We start from the raw sequence: 19,947 nt of genomic DNA on the forward strand, positions 1-19,947 counted from the left end.
CCCAAGGTTGAAACCTTGGGCTATGTTCTCAATTCAATAAAAAAGCCATTCAAATGAACAGCCTTTTTTATTGAAATCTTATTTATGTTATTCCTGAATCACTTTTATTGTTGTTCCGTTTACAAAATCGTCATGTGAAATAAAGAAACTATTCATACTTTTTCCATTTACTTGAATTTCTTTGATTTTTCCATCTGAATTGATTTCTCTTTCTATCACAACATTTTCTCTTTTGTAATATTTCGGATCCAACTGAATTGTTATTTTGTCAAACATTGGTGTTGTCATTGTGTACATTGGATCTCCCGGCGATACTGGGTAAAATCCCATCATCGAATATACCAACCAAGCTGACATTGTTCCTGTATCATCATTTCCTGGCAATCCTTTTGGCTCATTTTTGAAATACTCTCTTACTAATTTCTTCACCAACTCTTGGCTCTTCCACTCCTCACCTTTTACATAATTGAATAAATAAGGATAAGCAATATCAGGCTCGTTTGCCATGTCAAATTGTTTGATGTCAAAAACTTTTTGCAATTGCTCAGAGAAAACTTTATCGCCTCCCATCAATTTGATTAATCCTTTGATATCGTGCGTCACCATAAAAGCATATTGCCAAGCATTTCCTTCCACAAAACCAACATTTGCTTGAAAATTTGATCCTGACGAAGGGTCAAATGGTTCGTACCATTTTCCGTTAGCTAGCCTTGGTCGGAGCAATTTTAAATCTTTATCGTATAATTTTCTATATGATATTGATCGTTCGGCAAAACGTTTCGCATCTTCTTTTTCTCCTAATGCTTTTGCCAAAAGTGAAATCGCATAATCGGAAGTATTATATTCTTGCGTTGTAGAAACTGGACCAGAATAATTCGTTGACAAATATCCTTTTTCCAAATATTCTTTTAGACCTGGGCGCAACGGATTATTTTCAACTTGATCGGCACCTTTTAACATTGCGTAATAGGCTTTGTAAATATCAAAATCCTGAATTCCTTTTAAGCAGGCATCCACAATAACAATACTTGCCGGATCGCCAACCATTGTAAATGTTTCTGTCGAATTTAATTCCCATTTTGGCAACCAACCGTTTTCATCATACATTTTCAGCATGCTTTTTATCATATCCGATTGTTGTTTCGGATAAACTAAAGACATTAACGGATGCATGTTTCGGTATGTATCCCACAAAGAAAATACTGTATATCGCGTTCCTTCGGTTTTGCCAATCTTGCTTCTTTTTATTTCCGGAAATTCTCCATTGACATCGTTTAAAATATTCGGATGAATTAGAGTATGGTACAATGCTGTATAAAAAATAACTCTATCCTGATAGGAACCACCTTCGACCATGATCTTCGAAAGTTCGTTGTTCCATTCGTCATACGTTTCTTTGTAAATGGTATCGAATGGTTTATCTCCCGTTTCCTTTTCTAGGTTTTCACGAGCATTTTCTATACTTACATATGAAACGCCAATTTTAACCTCAACCGTTTCTTTTTTGTCAAACTGATATGAAAAATACGTTCCGATACTATCACCAACAACCGTTTTGATCGTATTTTTCATCATTCGGGTTTTTCCGTTGTAGCCCATCCATTGTGCTTCTACACCGTCATATTTTGGTGTTTTTTTCCAAACTCCATAATTGGAAGCTGGTTTTGAAAATTTTGCCACAAAATATACCGGATAAGCGTCTTCAGGACTGTTGTAACAAAATGAACCTACAGATCGCATTCCTTCAATTTCTGTTGACGAAACTACTTTTACCATCGCGCCTTCTTCATTGGTCAATCCTAAACCTAGATTCAGCAAAATATTGGACTGCCCTTTTGGGAAAGTGAATCTGCTAACACCTACCCTTTTTGATGCTGTAAATTCGCTTTTGACTTTATATTTGTCAACATCAACGCTGTAATAAGCTGTTTTTGCAACTTCATGCGAATAGGTAGATCCGTATTTTAAATGATTTGTTTCTACATTTCCTGTAGTTGGCATTAACATAATGACACCTAAATCCGGACAACCAACACCACTCAAATTGACTTGACTGAATCCTGTCAAAAACTTATTTTCATTTACATAAGGATTTGACAACCATTGGCTGTCTTTTTCCATCGGTGTATTTTTAGATCCCGCTACATTAAACGGACTAATACTTGCCATGCCGCGTGGCGCAATTGGGCCTGGAAAAGTGGCTCCATAATTTGAAGTTCCAATTAATGGATTCACATACTCTGCCGGTTGTTGCGCAGAAACTGTAATACCAAAAAGCAGCATGTTGATAAAACATACTGCTCGTAAAATTCGGTTTTTTCTTAATATCATATTATTTGTTAATCGCTTCAATTTTTAAAGTCCATGCTTCTTTTGAAGGAAGGTTCTTTCTCAGACTTTCCGGAATCACGACTTTAAAGCCCTTAGCTTCTTTAGTCCATTTTAAAAAAGTCTTTGAACCCAACATCGTTATTTTGGTTCCTTCTTTAGGACTAATAGATTTTACAGTCACTACTGAAGGAATTTTGTCCTCTCCATCTTTTGCTAAATAAAACAAAAATACATTTCCTGCTTTATTTTGCGTCATGCAAATATTCTCTTCCTTGTAAGGAGCAATTGGTTTTGTATCATAAATTGCTGTACTGTTTACCTTCATCCAATCTGCGTAAGCGGCCAACAAATCATAAGCGCCTTGCTGCCATTCGCCTTCCGGACTTGGCGCAATATTCAGCAGTAAATTACCGCCTTTTGCCACCACATCAATCAACATATGAATTCCTTGTCTTCCTGTCATATACTTCGCATCAGGAGTATACGACCAGCCACCGCCCGAGGTAATACAAGATTCCCATGGATAAGGTAACGTTTTTTCAGGAACTCGATTTTCAGGAGTCAAATAATTTTGATTTTTGCCATGAACGGCTCTATCAACAACAATTAATCCCGGTTGTTTCTGACGTGCTTTTGCAACCAATTCATCCATTTTAGGATCCTGATCTACAACTCTATGTTTAATAAAGCCGTTTTTAGATTCGTTTTCTTCAAATTTCGAAGCATAGTTTTCTTTGATGTTCTGTAAATCTCTCTTTTTTACCCAGCCACCATCTAGCCACAAAATATCTACTTTACCATAATTGGTCAGAATCTCTAAAATTTGATTGTGTGTAAAATTAACATATTTCTGCCATTTTTCAGGATATAATGACGGATCATAATTAACATTTCTGTCAAAGGGCGGGAAATAAGGATCCCAATAGTTTTCATTGTGCCAATCTGGCTTCGAAAAATACGCTCCAGTTGAAATATTTTCGCTTCTAAAAGCATTAAAAACTTCTTTTAAAATATCTGCTTTTGGATTTGTGCTAAAAGGACAATCTTTGTCAGTTACTTTATAATCAGTATATTTTGAATCAAACATCGTGAATCCGTCATGGTGTTTTGTGGTAAAAACCATGTATTTCATTCCGGCCGCTTTTGCTGCTTTTGCCCATTTCGTCGGATCGAATTTTGTTGGGTTGAACGTTTTTTTCAAACCTTCGTATTCTTTCACATATTCGGTATAATTATTCGGGTTGCTTCCTTTTTTTCGTTCACACCAACCGTAATCTTCTGGACAAATCGACCAAGATTCCACAATTCCCCATTGGCTGTAAGTTCCCCAGTGCATTAAAAGACCAAACTTTTTCCCTTGCCATTCTTCCAAATTTTTCAAAACCGCAGGATCAGTTTCTGGTACATAACGTTCATCTTCATAAATTGCTTGCGAAAACAATTGTACAGAAAATAATAATGCTAAAATGAATATTCCCTTTTTCATATTATGTTTTGTTATTTTTAATTCACTAAAATTTCATCTACGAACAGCCATGAACTTTCGCCTCTTGGGCTCTTTTTCAAATTCATTCCAATTACTTTTACGTAACGAGCATTTTGCTGTTGGAAATTGATTTTAAAATCTTTCAATTCTGAAACTGGATTCGCCGCATAAGGACGTGATACTTTTCCAACTTCTTTATAATTTATGCCATCAGTAGAAATCAATATTTTTATCTGTATTGGAAAAAACACACCTGCACCTTGGCTTTCTAAAGTTCCAACAACAACTTGTTGAATACTTTCTGGCTTTTCAAGATCGATTACCAATTCCATATCGTTTACAAGCCAAGCCTGCCATTGTCCGTCATGGAAATTTTTAGAACCACGAATCGTATTTACCATTGTAGAAGCTCCAACTCCTGTATAATTTTTATTGTAAGGCGTCAAATAATCTACTTTGTGCGCCACTGCCTTATGAAATACAATTGTATCTGTAAATGTTTTCCCAACTGGTTTATCATCCTGAAAAAGTGAAGCTTTTAAAACTGTCGTTTCTTTAAACTGAATAGGATTCGTATATTTTTGAGCATTTTGACCAATAGTATTATTCCCTAAAACATAACGAATATCTGGATTTGAAAACTCATTTTTCAGTGTCACATTTACTTGTTTGTTCACTAAATCTGCAGTTGAAGAAGCAGTAACTAAAAAAGCACTTTTTGCATAATTGATTCCCAAATAATCGTAACGTTTGAATTGCTTGGCAAGTCTTTCAGTGAAATCATTCCAGTCACGATTTTCTTTTGTGCTCCACAAAACTTCAGATAATGCAGCCAATCTTGGAAAAATCATATATTCAGAATCCTTTGGTCCTGGAAGAAATTCTGCCCATAAATTTGCCTGTCCGCCTAAAACGTGTTTTGCTTCAGATGCTGACATGGTCGAAACAACAGGATCAAATTCATACACTTTATTCAATGGATTATAAGCATCAAAAGCTAAAGGCTCTTCGTTTTGAGGCCCTTGGTAGAAGTTGAAATAACACGGTGATTCTGGCGTCATGATTACATCATGTCCTTGTGCTGCCGCTTCGGTTCCGCCTTTAGTTCCTCTCCAGCTCATTACTGTTGCTTCGGGAGCCAAACCTCCTTCTAAAATCTCATCCCAACCAATTAGTTTTTTGCCTTTAGAATTGATGTATTTTTCCATTCTTTTTACAAAATAACTTTGCAGTTCATGAACATTTTTCAATCCTAGATCTTTCATTCTTTTTTGGCAATGTGGACATTTTTCCCAATTGGTTTTGGTCGCTTCATCTCCACCAATATGAATGTATTTTGAAGGAAAAATAGCCATCACCTCGTCCATAACATTTTCAAGAAACTCAAAAGTAGTTTCTTTTCCTGCGCAATAAATATCTGTAATAGGCCATAAACCGCCTGAAGGAACACCAATTCGCTGATCGAAACAAGCTAATTCAGGATAAGCCGCAATCGCACTGCTCACGTGTGCCGGCATTTCGATTTCTGGAATTACTTCAACATTTTTTGAAGCCGCATATTTTACAATTTCTTTTAATTCTTCTTGAGTCAAGAAACCGCCGTATGTCCCTTTTTCGTCTGGATTTGTAACCAATCTTGCATTCCATGCTAAATTTTCCTGATCCACTCTCCAGGCACCAACTTCGGTTAATTTTGGATATTTTTTAATTTCAATTCTCCAGCCTTGATCGTCAACTAAATGCAAATGCAAAACGTTCATTTTATGCATTGCCAAACGATCAATAGTCGAAAGAATATAATTTTTATCAAAGAAATGACGCGACAAATCCAACATCAAACCTCTATATTGAAAACGTGGTTCATCTGTAATCGTTACAATTGGAATATACCATTTTGCAGACGTGATTACATATTTACTTTCAATAGCTGCAGGAAGCAGTTGTCGAATAGTTTCTAAACCATAAATAAAACCGGCATTTGCGCTTGCGGTAATAACAATACTATTTGGATTTACTTCTAATTTATAGGCTTCTTTATGAAATGAAGGGTCAACTTCAAATCGAATATAATTGCTTTTTGGTGCTTTTGTGGCAATAACAGGACGCCAACCTGCCGCAGTCCCAAATTTGTTGATTAATGCATTTGAAATTTCCTTTTGAAAATCTGTATTAGCAACAAAAGTTGTTTTATCAGAAAACACAAAAGATCCCGGATATAAAACCATTTGATTTGGTTTTGGAATAATTTGTATAGCGTTTTCCACCATTTTTTGTTGGCTATAACCCGAACTTAAAACCATTAAGAAGATTAAGATGAATATTGATTTTAATTTTCTCATAATTATTATTTTAAAGATGGTGTTATTTTAAATTGATACTGATAATTTTTGTCTTGCAAAAGATACTGTTTCATTGGCCATGCTTGCCAGCTGTCAATACCGCCAACTCCCATTTGTTTATAATCGATTTTCAAACTTGTTAAATCTCTTTCTTTCAATTCGGCGGCGTGTCTTTGATCTTTTTCTAAACCATCATCTAAATCTTTATTTAAATAATGCAATGCCGTAACCGCTAATAAACCATCCGAAGTCACAGTCAATTTCAGTTTATCACCTGATAATTCCAAAAATCGAATATCGGTTTTATTTCCTGTTTCCTGTGGACGGATATACGGATAATATTGCTCCGAAACCGTTTGATTGTAAAGTCCAACCTGCGAACTGTAATTTCTGTCGATATAATTTTCATGTGGTCCTCTTCCGTAATAGGTCATACTGCTGAAATCTTTCGGAACAATAATTTCCATTCCAAATCTTGGCAACAGAGGCTGTTCTTTGGTTTTGTCAATATTTAATTCTTCTTTTACTTTTAATTCTCCGTTAGCGTTAAGCTCGTAATTTAGTTCTAAAGTAGACGAAACCTGTGGCAAACTATAGGTCGCTTTTACTAAAACTTTATTGTCTTTTGTAGCCGAAAAAGTCCAGTTCACTAACGTTGGATTTTCTGTTGCTTCTTTCCAAGCCACTAAATTTTTCTGGAAATTTGCTCCAAAATCATTGTCATTTGGCGCTCTCCATAAATTTGGGCGTAATTGATACCCTTCTTTGATAATTGGCAAATTATGAAAAGAATAGCCGTTTATGAACCCTGTTTTTTTATCGAATGCAATTTCGGCATTTTCACTTTTAAAAACTGTACTATTTGCTTTTTTCTCTACCGTTATTTTTCCTTTGTCAGCAATTTTAATATCATTTTTCCATTCGCCTTTATAAGTTAATTGCTCTGTTGCAATTTCGAAACCTTTTGGCAAAAGTGGTTCGGCATTTTTTAATGTATAACTAATATTTACGAAGGCTTCTTGGAATGATTTCCCTTCCAATTTAATTGGTAAAGCAAATGTTTTAGATTGATTTGGATTAATGTCTAAATTCTCAACAACTCCCGATTCTGCAGTTTTTCCATCCAAAATCAATTTCCATTGCAGTTTTACATTGCTTAAATCTTTAAATGAAAATTCATTGTAAACTTTGATGGTTGTTGTTTCTTTATTTTCCCAAGAAGTCAAAATATTTTGCAACACATTACGCATTTCAAATGCGTGCGGATTTGGTTTTCTGTCTACCGTAAAAACCCCGTTGTTGACAAAGTTGTTGTCGCTTTTGACATCTTTCGGCCCAAAATCGCCACCATAAGCTAAAACTGTAATTCCGTTTGGCAATTTTTTATAAACCGATTGATCGATCATATCCCAAATAAATCCACCTTGCAAATTCGGATATTTTCGAATCACATCCCAGTAATCTTTGAAATTTCCCATTGAATTCCCCATTGCATGTGCATATTCGCACTGAATATATGGTCGTGACGGATTTGGATTAGCTAAAATATATTCCTCCATTTTATCCGGAGCACTGTACATTGGGTCAATAATATCTGAATCCCATTCAAATTTCAAACCTTTTCCGTCCCACGCGCCCGCAGTAGCTCTTTCGTACTGAATTGGTCTTGATTTGTCTCGGTTTTTAATCCATAAATAGCCACGGTAAAAATTGTACCCATTACCGGCTTCATTCCCCATACTCCAAATAATAATCGAAGTATGATTTTTATCTCGCTCGATCATACGTTGCATACGCTGAATATGAGCCAATTCCCAGTCTGGTTTATTCCCTAACGTTTTAGTAATATCATAACCCATTCCGTGCGATTCGATATTTGCTTCATCGACAACATAAATTCCATATTTATCGCATAATTCATAAAAATATTCATCGTTTGGATAATGCGACATACGCACCGCATTGAGATTAAATTCTTTCATCAATTTAATATCCTGCTCCATGCGTTCTCTTGAAATCGTTTGTCCTGTAACAGGATCGGTTTCATGGCGGTTTACTCCTTTTATGTAAATCGCTTTTCCGTTTACCAAAAGTTGTCCGTTTTTAATTTCTACTTTTCTAAAACCGATATTGTGATTGATTATTTCGATCGTATTTCCTTTTTTATCTTTTAAAAGAAAACTCACTTGATATAAATTTGGAATTTCAGCACTCCATTTTTTCGGATTATTTACGGCGAAATCAAAATTTAATTTTTTAGAATCGCCAGAAAGAATTGCTTTTTTTGAATCAATAACTTTTTCGTTATCTTTCAACTGAACTTCAAAATTGTACGTTTCTTTTTTATCTAAATCAGAAAAATCAGTGGTGATTTTTAAAGTTCCGTTTATGTAATTTGCATCTAAATCTGGAATAATTTCGAAGTCATTTAAGTGCGCTTTATTTCGGGCAACTAGATAAGAATCTCTTGTGATACCGCTCATACGCCACATATCTTGACATTCTAGATACGAACCGTCGTTCCATTTCATTACTTTTAGAACGATCGAGTTTTTACCCGTTTTTACGTATTTGTTCAATTTAAATTCAGAAGGCAATTTTCCATCTTCACCATAACCCACATAAACGCCATTTACCCAAACTGTAAGATTTGATTTTGCAGTTCCGATATGAAGAAAAATATCTTTTCCTTCCCAAGATTTATCAATTGTGATTTCTTTTCTGTAAACGCCTGTCGGATTGTATTTTGTTGGAACAAACGGCGGATTTGGCGCCATTAAATAATCAAAATCGTAGGTCGTATTTACATAAATAGGAAATCCATATCCGTTTACATCCCAACTTGCAGGAATTTTAAAATTGTCCCAAGAAGCATCATTGTAATCTGTTTTTTCAAAATCCTTCGGAAGATCATTTGGGCTCTCTACATACTTAAATTTCCAAGGACCGTTAATGTCTAAATAATTTTTAGATTCTCTCCAATTGTTTTTAGTTGCTAAAGCTTCGTTTTCAAATACGAAATATGAAGCGTGCATAGGTTCACGATTCTCTTCATTTATTTTTTCATTCTGCCAAAATGGAACTTTTTCCTGAGCATTAACATGCAACGCCGAGGCAAATAATAGGGATAATATGGATATTGCTTTTTTCATTCTTTGGTTTTATTCTCTGTATGCTCTTTTTAAGCATATGAAAAATAATCATTTTATTTTGAGATAATTTTGCCGTCCTGTCTTAGGATGTAAGTTTGGTTTGAAAAAGGGCTTTTTACTAAAATATTGTATCCTGATGAATGGTTTTCTAGTACAGGTTTCAACGTTTTATTGTCAACTACGATTGGTTCTTTTGTAAGTTCTGTTATCGATTTTGCCCAAGTTTTGTGTTTCCCATTATATTCTTTTTGAGCTCGGTATAAAGCATAAAGTTCCCATTTTACTTTTTCATCTTGCGGAATTACAAACGAATCTTTTCCTTCTTTTGAAGAAAAATAAACATAGCCCCATTTTTCAGGTTCGTGCATGTTGATGACGCCCATTGGCGACCAAACCCAATTGTATTCGGGAAGGAACTTCCCTTCGGCATCTTTCTTTCTTTCATAAGTTCCATTCTTGATGGAATGTTGCCAATTCACTCTTGAAAAATTAACTCTCCAAAATTTATCAATTGGAACCACTTTATCAAAATAAGAAGTTTTATAAGATGCCCACGGAATTGCCATTTCTAAAACCCAGCCTTGATCTGTATCATTTGGATTATTGATTGTTCCATTAATCTTCACCGCCGATTTTAATCCGGGAATATCCCAACCGTTTGCCACTACAATATCAGATTCTCTGTACGGTTTTGTCAAAAATAAATCCCACGCCGTATTTAAAGCATTTATTTCTAATTCATAATAATTGTATGTATCATTATCCGGATCGATGAAAACTTCAAAATCATTATTGTAAAAAATAATTGTGTCGCGCTGTTTTAGATTGGCCCAAACATTAGGTTCTTCCATTTTAGCCAAAATATAAAAATTGGTTTCGTCCCAAAGCATTTTGACTTTCGTTGCATATTTGGGTTTGATGCCATTTTCTATATCTTCAAAAAGATCAGTCCATTCTGCTTTACTCCAAGCAGCGTCAGTATCCTCTCCGTCAATTGTTATTGAAGTTATTGTTTTGGATGCTACATACGTTTTAGGCACAATTGTCTTTTTCGATTGCGAATGTGCTATAATCGAAAAAAATCCTAAAGCGATTGTTAAACATTTAAATTTCAGATTCATCACTTTTTTATAAACTGTTATCTTTTGTAAACTGAACTACTTCGCTTAATTTTCCAAAAGCAATCGCTACTACAGTATCTGCTGCACCATAATAAACAGCTAATTTATCTTCTTCTGTATCATGCAAAGCGGCGCATGGAAAAACAACATTTGGCACATCGCCAACCATTTCATAAAGTTCTGCTGGGCCTAACAAATAAGGTTGTGTTCTGTATTTTACTTTGTCTGGCGAATCAACTTCTAAAAGCGCCGATCCCATTGCGTAACGGAATCCGTTGCACGTATTAATAACGCCATGATAAATCATCAACCAACCTTCGTCAGTCAGAATCGGGATTGGCCCTGCTCCAATTTTAGTACATTGCCAAGCACTGTCTTCAAACGGAGTTGGTTTCATCACCAAACGGTGTTCTCCCCAATATTTCATATCCGGACTATAGCTGATCCAAATATCTCCAAAAGGCGTATGTCCATTATCACTTGGGCGACTTAACATCGCATATTTCCCATTGATTTTTTGCGGAAACAAAACTCCATTTCGGTTAAATGGTAAAAAAGCATTTTCACATTGGAAGAATTCTTTAAAATCAAAAGTATAACCAATTCCGATTGTTGGTCCGTTATAACCATTGCACCAAGTAATCCAGTAACGGTCTTCGATAAAAACAACACGCGGATCGTATTTGTAAGCAGACTCGATCATGTCTGTATTTCCAGCTTTCATTTCGATTGGTTCGTGGTTGATTTCCCAATCAATTCCGTTTTTACTAAATCCAGCAAAAATATTCATTTGAACTGCTTTGTTATCACATCTGAAAACACCCGCAAAACCATCTCCAAAAGGAACAACAGCACTGTTAAAAATACTATTTGATGACGGAATGGCGTATCTTTGTATAATGGGATTGTTAGAATATCTCCACATTACATCATTACTGTTTTCGGGTCTGTCTTGCCAAGGAATACTGCTCATTTTTTCTAGTTTTTTGCTTATTATTTTTAATTATTTCAACATCTGAAAATGCGTTTTTCATTTCTTAAAATGATATTGAAATTGTTTCTTATTTTCTTTTAATTAAAACACTTAGAAACATAGTTTTTAAAATAAAAAAAAGGTTTCGGTTAGTCCAAAAGTTAGCATGTGTGGAATCTCTCTTTTGTCATTTTTCTTTTCTAAAAATAAAATACTATGTTTCTATGTGGATCAAAATTTAGTTATTCTTCGATTTTTCGAACTCTATCCAGCCACGTAAATTTCAAAATGGTTGTTGTTGCCAAAAAGACAATTAATGCTACAATTGCTTTTGGATAATCTTTGATGATAAAAAATATCGGAAGCAAAATCATGCTCGACTGCCATACAATTCCGATTGCACAATTGATCATGTCTCTTCCAAAATCTTTATTTTTTTCGAAAGTAGCATCTTCCGCTTTTAAAACTTTATAAACCGGATTCCAGAATCCCCAAGGTCTTACGTTTGAATAAAAAGATTTTAATACTTCCATCTCTGTCGGTTCGCTCAAGAAAGTTCCTAAAACGCAACCCAAAATAGAAAAGCCAAAAATTAACGGAAAGAGGTAAATGGCTTGTACATGTGATAAATTATATAAAAATGAACCTTCCGTTAAATTGGCTTGATTCTGTCCTAAAATAAATTGCAATGAGGCGATGATTAATCCGGCGAACATTCCCCAGAAATAACCCCAGCCATTAAAACGCCACCAAATCCATTTTAAGAAATTGGCTGCCACGTAACCTCCGTAAAGTGCGCTGGTAATCCATAAAGTCAAAGAGTTGATTGACTCGGCAAAAAAGCCCATAAAAACGCCTAAACCAACTACCAAAAAAGAGGAAATTTGGCTTACTTTGATGTAATGCGCATTAGATGCTACGGGCTTGAAATATTTTTTATAAATGTCATTTACAATGTAAGCCGGCCCAGCATTTACAAAAGCTGAAAATCCAGACATAAAAGCCGCCAATAAACCAGCCAATAACAATCCTTTGATTCCAACGGGAATGTATAAGTTAACCACTTTTGGCATCAACAATTCAAAATCAGCTCCAGTCAAACCTGCATTTGCATTTAATTCCGGCGCTAGATTTACTAATGCAATTACGACGATTCCAGTAATTAATAAATATCTTGGAATGAATAAAATCAAATTAGTAAAACCGCTCATATAAGCCGCTTCCTTAACTGATTTTGTTGAAAGAATTCTTTGCAAATCATAACTCGGCGTTGGCCCGGCGACACTCGCGAAAAATCCTTTGAATAAAGTCATTCCGATAAAAGCACCGAACATTTTATAGCCTTCCGAATCAATTAAATTATTGAAGGTTTGGAATTTTTCACTCCACTGCGTTTCAAATTGCCATCCGAAAAAGACATTTTTCCATTCTTCTGTAATCACCGAATTGATTTGAATATCGGTATAATTTACAAATGCATAACCGGCAATTAAAGTTCCTGCTGTAATCATGATAAGATATTGAACTACCTCAGTTGCAACTACAGAGAACATTCCGCCTTTAACAGTGTAAATTGTAGTTAAAAATATAATTAATAAGGCATAAGAACGCTCTGATGTTAGTAAAACCAAATCACCATAATGAAGCGTTAAATCCCAAGGAAGAATGATGGTTACAAATTTTCCGATTCCTTCAAAAAAGTAAGCGATGAAACCAATAGTAGAAATAATAGCAAAAATTGCCACAATAATATGTGATGCTTTTCCGGCTTTGTCGCTTCCAAAACGAGTCAAAATCCACTCCGAACCCGTCATTACTTTTGATTTTCGAATCCAAACGGCAAGGAACATCATCACAAAAATCTGATTCCAAATGGGCCAAAGCCACATAAACATAAAGCTTTTGACACCGTATAAAAACAAAACTCCAATCATCCATGAAGTTCCTGAAACGTCAAACATTCCAGATCCGTTGCTTAATCCTAAAAAATACCATTTGATTGTTTTTCCGCCAAGAAAATAATCATCTAAGCCTTTTGATGCTTTTCGTGAAATCCAAATTCCTATTCCTACAGAAAGCACGATGTAGGCAATGATGATCGCTATGTCAATGATATTCATTAAATTTTATGGTATTAGTTGGTTAGTTATTTTTTGGTTGGGGCATTCTAAAGTGGATCGATTTTTATTATTCCCGCTAAAATAAATGGCAAGAAAAACAAAGGTTTAGAAGAAAGTAATTCTACATTGATTTTAGAATTCTTAAGAAAAACCTGTTGATGATGCGGTATTGACTTTTGGTAAGCATAATGATATTTTATTTAAGACTTTATTATTGTTTGTAATAAATTAGCGTTGACAAAAAAACTAGTTGACTATTATTTTTGTCTAATAATTTAACTTTAAATTTATACAAAATTGATTTTTGCTTAAAGTAATTTAGACAAACGACATCTAAACGAAGACAAACATCAAAAAAAGTTACAAAACGTAGTATTATTATGAATTTCAGTTCCAGTAGATTTTATTCGATTCCCTTGCGCTACCACGTGTTTTTCTGGTTGACGTACTTTTTATTTAACACTTTTCGCTGGGGAATTTACTTTAATGATTACGTCTATTCGTTCAAAAGTAATTTACTAGGTTTTCCTATTCACATGACTTTATGTTATCTGAATATTTTGCTTTTTATGCCGTATTTGGTTTACCGTAAAAAATATCTTTTGTACATACTTGCCGTTTTGACGTCTATATTTTTGATGGTTGTTCTAAAGTTCAATCTTACTTATTTGCTTATCAATCATGATGTCTGGCCAGAAGGTCCAACCAAAATTGACAAACTGACGCTTACCTACACTATCGATATGATGATTGGGGAACTTTATGTAATTACGTTTGTGACAGCGATTAAGATTACATTGGATTTTATGAAAGAACAAAGAAGAGTTGTCGATCTAGAAAAATCGCAATTAGAAACCGAATTGCTTTTCCTAAAATCTCAAATTTCGCCTCATTTTCTTTTTAATACGCTCAACAACATTTATTCTTTAGCTGTTGAGAAATCAAACAAAACACCAAGAATCGTCACAAAACTTTCTGAGTTAATGCGCTACATGCTATATGAAACAAAAAACAGAAGACAGAGTTTAGAAAATGAAATCATTTGCATTCAAAATTATCTTGATTTGGAACGCATTCGAAATGACGACCGACTGGAAATCAACATGTCCATTTCGGGCGATATTCACGACAAGGAAATAGCGCCAATTATTCTTTTGACTTTTATTGAAAATGCTTTTAAACATGGTGTAAATAAGAACACAGGAAAAGTAGTGATTGATATCAATTTTAAAGTAAAAGATGATTATCTGCATTTTAGCGTTTCGAATCCGCAACCAGAATTTACGATTCACGAAGACAATTTCAACATTGCGAGCGGCATCGGAATCGAAAATGTAAAGAAAAGATTAGAATTGGGTTACAATAAAAACGAGTATAATCTTTCTTTTAAAAAGAAAAAGAATATTTTTGTTGTAAAGCTTAAAATTAAAGTCACTTAGCACGACTTTTGCTGTGTAAAAACAGTGCCTGCTAAATTATTTTCCGCAAAAAATAATAATAAAAAAATGAAAATAAATTGTTTGATTATTGATGATGAGCCTTTGGCAATCAATGTTATTAAAAATTATTTGGAACCCCTTGAAGATTTTGAGGTTCTAAATACTTTTAGCAACCCGATTGAAGGCCTCAATTTCTTAAAAAACAATAAAGTCGATGTCATTTTTTTAGATATTAATATGCCGGTTTTGGATGGCATAAATTTTATAAAAAGTCTTGAAAATCCGCCGTTAGTCATTATTACCAGCGCTTACAGCCAATTTGCTATTGAGACCTACGAACTTGATGTAGTGGATTTTTTAGTAAAACCAATTGAATTTCCAAGACTCATGAAAGCCTTAAACAAGGTCAGCAAACGTCTTGAAACTATAAACAACATTACTCCCGAAAATACCGCAGACAATCCATTCATCTTTGTTAAAATTGACAAGAAAAGAATGAAGAAAATTTTCCTGAATGAAATTTTAGTGATTGAAAGTCTGAAAGATTATTTAAAAATCAGCACGCTGACGAATAAATACATTATTCACAGCACGATGTCTGATTTCACCGACTTATTGCCGGAGCGAAATTTTTTACGAATTCATCGCTCTTTTACAATTGCCATTGACAAGATTGATGCCGTTGAAGGAAACAGCATCGAAATTGAAGGACTTCGATATGTAATTGGAAGATCATATATGGAACAGGTGAAGCAAAGAATTTTAAATTCTTCTTCTTAATTATTTCAAAGTTTTGGTACTTCCTTTTTCCAAAAAGCTTTTCAAAATCACCGCGTGATTAATAACCGGATCTTTTGCCGCATATAACAAAGTCAAAGGTTTATCTTTTGCAATATTTCGCAAACGCGTTACTTCTTCTGTTTTCGTTTTTAATTCTTCTAGATATCGTTTCGAAAATTCCTCATAACGCTCTTCTTTATGAGCAAACCATAAGCGCAATTCTTGTGAAGGCGTTATTTCTTGATCCCATTCATCAAAATGCAAATCTTCTTTTTTCATACCACGCGGCCACAATCGATCGACTAATATCCGATACGTTTCGTCTTTTTCCTTGGCGTCGTAAACTCTTTTTAAAATTATATCTTTCATTTTCTAGTGGCATAATTTACAAACAGGATCGAATCTGAAAAATTCAGAATACGATCCTAGTTTCATAAAGATACGAATAGAATATTTCTCTTAAAAGAAATCGACGCTATACATTTCTAAAAGAGCATATTAAAAATTCGGCAATTCATCTTTAATGCGTTCCCAAAACACATCGTTATACAAATAACTCGATCCTAAAATACTGGTTTCTTCTGTTTCATCAATAATAGAAATAGCAAGATCAATATCTCTGCTTTTGAAGTTTTCCTCTAATTTGGATAAAAACAGTTTATAGGATTTTGCAATATTCCCGCCGATCACCAATAAATCGGCATCGAAATTTATAATATACGGCGATAAAAATTCCGTTAGATTATCTGCAAAACTGTCGAAAATTTTAGCTGTAGAATGGTTTTCCAAAGCTGCAATTTCTTTTACACCATCTTTCGCAGTTATGCCAGAAGCATTTTCATATTCTTTTAAAAACCATCGCGTAGAAAAGTAATTATCTGCAATATCATCTTCAAATGGTTTATCCCACAGACAGCCATTATTTGGCACATTCAAGCCTTGAGTTAAAGGCAATTTATCATTTAAAAAAGTTGCTCCAAAACCCGTTCCCAAAGTAATTGCAATTACTTTTTCATGCTCTGAGTCTGTTATTTGCTTTAATGTACTGCCAACGCCAAAGCAACTTGCGTCATTCAAAAATCTGAAACTTACATTTTTGTTTTTGATGTATTTCAAAAGTTCATCAGAAACCGAAACATTAAACAAAGACTCAAATTTATTGTTGCCTTTGAACATTGCGACTCCAGATTCGTACTGAAAAGGACCGGGCATTGAGAAAGAAATTCCAATCGTTTCATTTTCTAAAATCAATTGATTTTTCTCAAGAACCTCAATAGTCTGATTAATTGCTTCTGCCCATTTTTGAAGAATTGTTTCTTTTGCTGCCATACAATCGACGGCACAGCAAAAATAAGTTTTAGGCATTATTTTAAAACTTTCACTATCAACTGCTGCGCTGCTTACGTGGCTACCTCCAATGTCCACGCCTATAATTATTGCCATTTTTGTTTATTTTAATTGTTTAACCGAAACCGACACTTTGTGCTCCTAACACAATGTAATTAAAGCATTTCCACATGAACTTTTCATTACTAAGCATCATTTCAAACTTAAACAGAAAGATTTTTATCTAACAATGATATATTGTCAAATGGCGGTACTAAATAATATGCTTTTCAATGACTTTTAGTTTTGGAAAAACAAAAAACACCATTCTGCATCAGAAATACAGAATGGTGTTTTTTTATCTTAATTAAGTTTGATTACAATTTGTACAGCATGCTAGCGGCGCCTAATAAAGCTGCTCCTTCATTATCTGTAGAAATAACGACACTAACTTCTAGACCGTTTTCTTTAATTTTTTTATCGAAGGCTGAAAGAAAAAATTCGCTTCCATTTGCAATTTTCCCTCCAATGATAAAATGATTTGCACCAAATTTAGTCATCCAAGGAATTGCAACCTCAGCCAAGTCCTCGCCCATTTGTTCAAAAACTTTTATGGCAATTTCATCTCCAGCAAGTGCCAGATTATAAAGTTCTAAACCATTTTTAAGAGTCTTTCCTGTTAATGTTTTATAGCCTCCTAAAAGCCCGCGCGCCGAAACATAATCTTCTGCAATACCGTCTTTGAAAGGTAAATTATAAATTTCTCCGTCAGTAGGAACTAATTCACCTGTTGAAACCGAAACGCCTTTATCAATGAAACAAGCGCCAAGTCCAGTGCCCAGCGTTACTGCCATCACTTTTTTAGAAAGATTTGCAGCATCTTTAAAAACTTCGCCTTTTCCAAAACAAACAGCATCATTTTCAAAAAGAATTGGAAAATCACTAGACAAATTAAGCGTTCCTTGAAATAAATAACGAACATTCAAACCATAAAAATGTTCATATTTAGATTGATCTTTTATCCAGCAAAGTCCATTAGCATAATCAAACGGACCAGGCATGCACACGGCAAGTCCTTTTACTTCTTCTACTTTTGAGTTTTCTATTGAAATGCGAATCACTTTTTCCCAAATATTCATAACCTGATCGACTGGCAAATTAGAATCAAAAGATTCTTTATGTACCGAAAAGTCAATCATTTTCATATTCGCAATATCTATAATTGCTGCGGTAATATGTGTTCCTCCAATGTCAACTCCAACGGCATATTCTTTATTCATTTTTTCACTTTTATCTATTTTCTTAAAATCTGGCTTTAGCTCAACAATATTCATTTCATTCATAAACTTTTCCAATAGCATTTTGAAACTATAACTAATTCAACCTCTTGATTTCGTTATTATTTTTCGAAGGTTTTATAAATTTTTATCTTTTAAAATTTGTGGGTATTTGATACTCGTGTGTACAATCATTTCTCCAAAAAGTGTATTCGCCCAAGCAAACCATTTTCGGGTAAACTTTGCCACATCATCTTTATGAAACGATTCGTGCATAAAGCCAGTATCGGCATTTGTCTTAATCAAATTGCTGATGCAGGCTTTGATTTCTTTTTCATCGACGCTCGTAATAGCTCTCAAAACAATACTCATTGGCCAAATTGTATCGGCTCCGGTGTGTGGGCCACCAATTCCCTCACCTGCTTTTCCTTTGTAGAAAAACGGATTGTTTTCTGAAAGAACTACTTTTCGGGTATTCAAATATAATGGGCTGTCTGGCTCAATTGCGCCTAAGTATGGCAATGAAAGTAAAGAAGGAACATTGGCATCATCCATCATGTGAAAACTGCCGTAACCGTTTACTTCAAAAGCAATTATTTTTCCAAATTTTGGATGGTCGATAATTCCGTTTTCTTGTAAACCTTTCTGAACCTGACCTCTTAATTCTGTTGCTTTGGCAACCAAATCTTTATCCAACATGGCTGGCAAAGAGAAAATTTCGATTAAATATCCTAAAACTTCAATCGCAAACATATTGCTCGGAATCAAATAGCCAAATAAAGTACTGTCGTCACTTGGCCTAAAAGTAGAAACAATCAATCCGCAAGGTTTTACAGGATATCCGTAACCGCTCAAAGGCACGCCATCAGTTGCCCAAGCTGTTTCTCTTTGGAAAGTGTACGGACCTTTATCAGTCCATCTTTGTTGTTCTTTAAAAGTCTGCAAAACTAAAAGCATGGCTTCTTTCCATTGTTTGTCAAACAGACTTAAGTCGCCAGTTTCTTTCCAATATCCATGCGCCAAACGAATCGGGTAACACAAACTGTCGATTTCCCATTTGCGTTCGTGAATTCCTGGCTTCATTTTGGTCAAGTCATTTTTCCATTCGCTTATCTTAGAAAAATCTTTATAAAAAGCATTCGCATAAGGATCTAACAAGATGCATTTTGTCTGACGATTGATTACACCTTTTACCAATTCAGCCAGTTTTTTATCCTCTTTCACAAACGGAATATAGGGCCAAATTTGAGCCGTACTATCACGAAGCCACATGGCATCAATATCTCCCGTAATTACATACGTATCAGGTTTTCCATCGATAATTTCGAAATCAACTGTGGTATCTAAAGTATTTGGAAAACAGTTTTCAAACAACCAAGCTAATTCTGGATTGGCAATTTGTTTTTTGATACGAACAATTGCAGCTTCAATCGCTGGACTTGTAAATTTTCGTTCTGCCAAAGGCGGTCTTTTGCTGATAAAATCTTTCAAAGCAAAATCAAATGCATTTGACTGCGAAGCAAAAACATCCGTTTGAATGGCTAATAATCCAGCGGAAAAAATCCCTGCGTTTTTTATAAATTTTCTACGTGACTGCATAGTA

13 protein-coding genes are annotated in these 19,947 nt (G+C 34.6%); 2 read left to right on the forward strand and 11 right to left on the reverse strand.

What is annotated here, in order from left to right:
* Positions 1-87 precede the first annotated feature (87 nt).
* From AAYQ19_RS13960 to AAYQ19_RS13990, 7 genes are all read right to left on the reverse strand, one after another.
* Positions 88-2,331, reverse strand: a complete 2,244-nt coding sequence (locus tag AAYQ19_RS13960) for a GH92 family glycosyl hydrolase (RefSeq protein WP_343537046.1) — start codon at positions 2,329-2,331, stop codon at positions 88-90.
* 1 nt (position 2,332) lies between these two features.
* A complete protein-coding gene (locus tag AAYQ19_RS13965; protein WP_343537048.1) occupies positions 2,333-3,817 on the reverse strand; it encodes an alpha-L-fucosidase in 1,485 nt (494 codons plus the stop codon).
* A gap of 17 nt (positions 3,818-3,834) precedes the next feature.
* Positions 3,835-6,156, reverse strand: coding sequence for a glycoside hydrolase family 20 protein (locus AAYQ19_RS13970; RefSeq protein ID WP_343537050.1), 2,322 nt, complete (start codon positions 6,154-6,156; stop codon positions 3,835-3,837).
* A 5-nt stretch (positions 6,157-6,161) separates the two neighbouring features.
* Entirely contained in the window at positions 6,162-9,308 is a 3,147-nt protein-coding gene (gene lacZ, locus AAYQ19_RS13975; protein ID WP_343537051.1) for a beta-galactosidase, LacZ type, read from the reverse strand.
* 53 nt (positions 9,309-9,361) lie between these two features.
* Positions 9,362-10,429 (reverse strand): carbohydrate-binding family 9-like protein, encoded by a 1,068-nt coding sequence (locus AAYQ19_RS13980; protein ID WP_343537052.1) that lies wholly within the window; start codon positions 10,427-10,429, stop codon positions 9,362-9,364.
* 7 nt (positions 10,430-10,436) lie between these two features.
* The gene (locus AAYQ19_RS13985; RefSeq protein WP_343537053.1) at positions 10,437-11,402 is read right to left on the reverse strand and encodes a glycoside hydrolase family 130 protein; all 966 of its coding nucleotides are present in this window, start codon (positions 11,400-11,402) and stop codon (positions 10,437-10,439) included.
* Between the two features lie 242 nt (positions 11,403-11,644).
* Positions 11,645-13,522, reverse strand: a complete 1,878-nt coding sequence (locus AAYQ19_RS13990; RefSeq protein WP_343537055.1) for a sodium:solute symporter family protein — start codon at positions 13,520-13,522, stop codon at positions 11,645-11,647.
* A gap of 380 nt (positions 13,523-13,902) precedes the next feature.
* On the opposite strand from AAYQ19_RS13990, the gene AAYQ19_RS13995 reads away from it, so the two are divergent.
* Together AAYQ19_RS13995 and AAYQ19_RS14000 are read left to right on the forward strand one after the other, a co-directional pair.
* Positions 13,903-14,961, forward strand: a complete 1,059-nt coding sequence (locus AAYQ19_RS13995) for a sensor histidine kinase (RefSeq protein ID WP_343537056.1) — start codon at positions 13,903-13,905, stop codon at positions 14,959-14,961.
* 66 nt (positions 14,962-15,027) lie between these two features.
* A complete protein-coding gene (locus AAYQ19_RS14000) occupies positions 15,028-15,741 on the forward strand; it encodes a LytR/AlgR family response regulator transcription factor (RefSeq protein ID WP_343537057.1) in 714 nt (237 codons plus the stop codon).
* On the opposite strand, the gene AAYQ19_RS14005 is transcribed toward AAYQ19_RS14000, so the two are convergent.
* The 4 genes from AAYQ19_RS14005 to AAYQ19_RS14020 form a co-directional block, all read right to left on the reverse strand.
* Positions 15,742-16,110, reverse strand: a complete 369-nt coding sequence (locus AAYQ19_RS14005) for a DUF488 domain-containing protein (RefSeq protein WP_343537058.1) — start codon at positions 16,108-16,110, stop codon at positions 15,742-15,744.
* Between the two features lie 129 nt (positions 16,111-16,239).
* A complete protein-coding gene (locus tag AAYQ19_RS14010) occupies positions 16,240-17,184 on the reverse strand; it encodes an ROK family protein (protein ID WP_343537060.1) in 945 nt (314 codons plus the stop codon).
* A 260-nt stretch (positions 17,185-17,444) separates the two neighbouring features.
* Entirely contained in the window at positions 17,445-18,347 is a 903-nt protein-coding gene (locus tag AAYQ19_RS14015; protein ID WP_343537061.1) for an ROK family protein, read from the reverse strand.
* A 135-nt stretch (positions 18,348-18,482) separates the two neighbouring features.
* A complete protein-coding gene (locus AAYQ19_RS14020) occupies positions 18,483-19,943 on the reverse strand; it encodes a glycoside hydrolase family 125 protein (protein WP_343537062.1) in 1,461 nt (486 codons plus the stop codon).
* Positions 19,944-19,947 lie beyond the last annotated feature (4 nt).

Source organism: Flavobacterium mesophilum, assembly GCF_039581405.1.
Lineage (GTDB): Bacteria > Bacteroidota > Bacteroidia > Flavobacteriales > Flavobacteriaceae > Flavobacterium.

What these genes read in the sequence shown, in the direction of transcription:
- AAYQ19_RS13960 (WP_343537046.1), bottom strand. Translation starts at nt 2,331, where the DNA reads ATGATATTAAGAAAAAACCGAATTTTACGAGCAGTATGTTTTATCAAC.
- AAYQ19_RS14000 (WP_343537057.1), top strand. Translation starts at nt 15,028, where the DNA reads ATGAAAATAAATTGTTTGATTATTGATGATGAGCCTTTGGCAATCAAT.
- lacZ (WP_343537051.1), bottom strand. Translation starts at nt 9,308, where the DNA reads ATGAAAAAAGCAATATCCATATTATCCCTATTATTTGCCTCGGCGTTG.
- AAYQ19_RS14005 (WP_343537058.1), bottom strand. Translation starts at nt 16,110, where the DNA reads ATGAAAGATATAATTTTAAAAAGAGTTTACGACGCCAAGGAAAAAGAC.
- AAYQ19_RS14020 (WP_343537062.1), bottom strand. Translation starts at nt 19,943, where the DNA reads ATGCAGTCACGTAGAAAATTTATAAAAAACGCAGGGATTTTTTCCGCT.
- AAYQ19_RS14015 (WP_343537061.1), bottom strand. Translation starts at nt 18,347, where the DNA reads ATGAATAAAGAATATGCCGTTGGAGTTGACATTGGAGGAACACATATT.
- AAYQ19_RS14010 (WP_343537060.1), bottom strand. Translation starts at nt 17,184, where the DNA reads ATGGCAATAATTATAGGCGTGGACATTGGAGGTAGCCACGTAAGCAGC.
- AAYQ19_RS13995 (WP_343537056.1), top strand. Translation starts at nt 13,903, where the DNA reads ATGAATTTCAGTTCCAGTAGATTTTATTCGATTCCCTTGCGCTACCAC.
- AAYQ19_RS13980 (WP_343537052.1), bottom strand. Translation starts at nt 10,429, where the DNA reads ATGAATCTGAAATTTAAATGTTTAACAATCGCTTTAGGATTTTTTTCG.
- AAYQ19_RS13990 (WP_343537055.1), bottom strand. Translation starts at nt 13,522, where the DNA reads ATGAATATCATTGACATAGCGATCATCATTGCCTACATCGTGCTTTCT.
- AAYQ19_RS13965 (WP_343537048.1), bottom strand. Translation starts at nt 3,817, where the DNA reads ATGAAAAAGGGAATATTCATTTTAGCATTATTATTTTCTGTACAATTG.
- AAYQ19_RS13985 (WP_343537053.1), bottom strand. Translation starts at nt 11,402, where the DNA reads ATGAGCAGTATTCCTTGGCAAGACAGACCCGAAAACAGTAATGATGTA.
- AAYQ19_RS13970 (WP_343537050.1), bottom strand. Translation starts at nt 6,156, where the DNA reads ATGAGAAAATTAAAATCAATATTCATCTTAATCTTCTTAATGGTTTTA.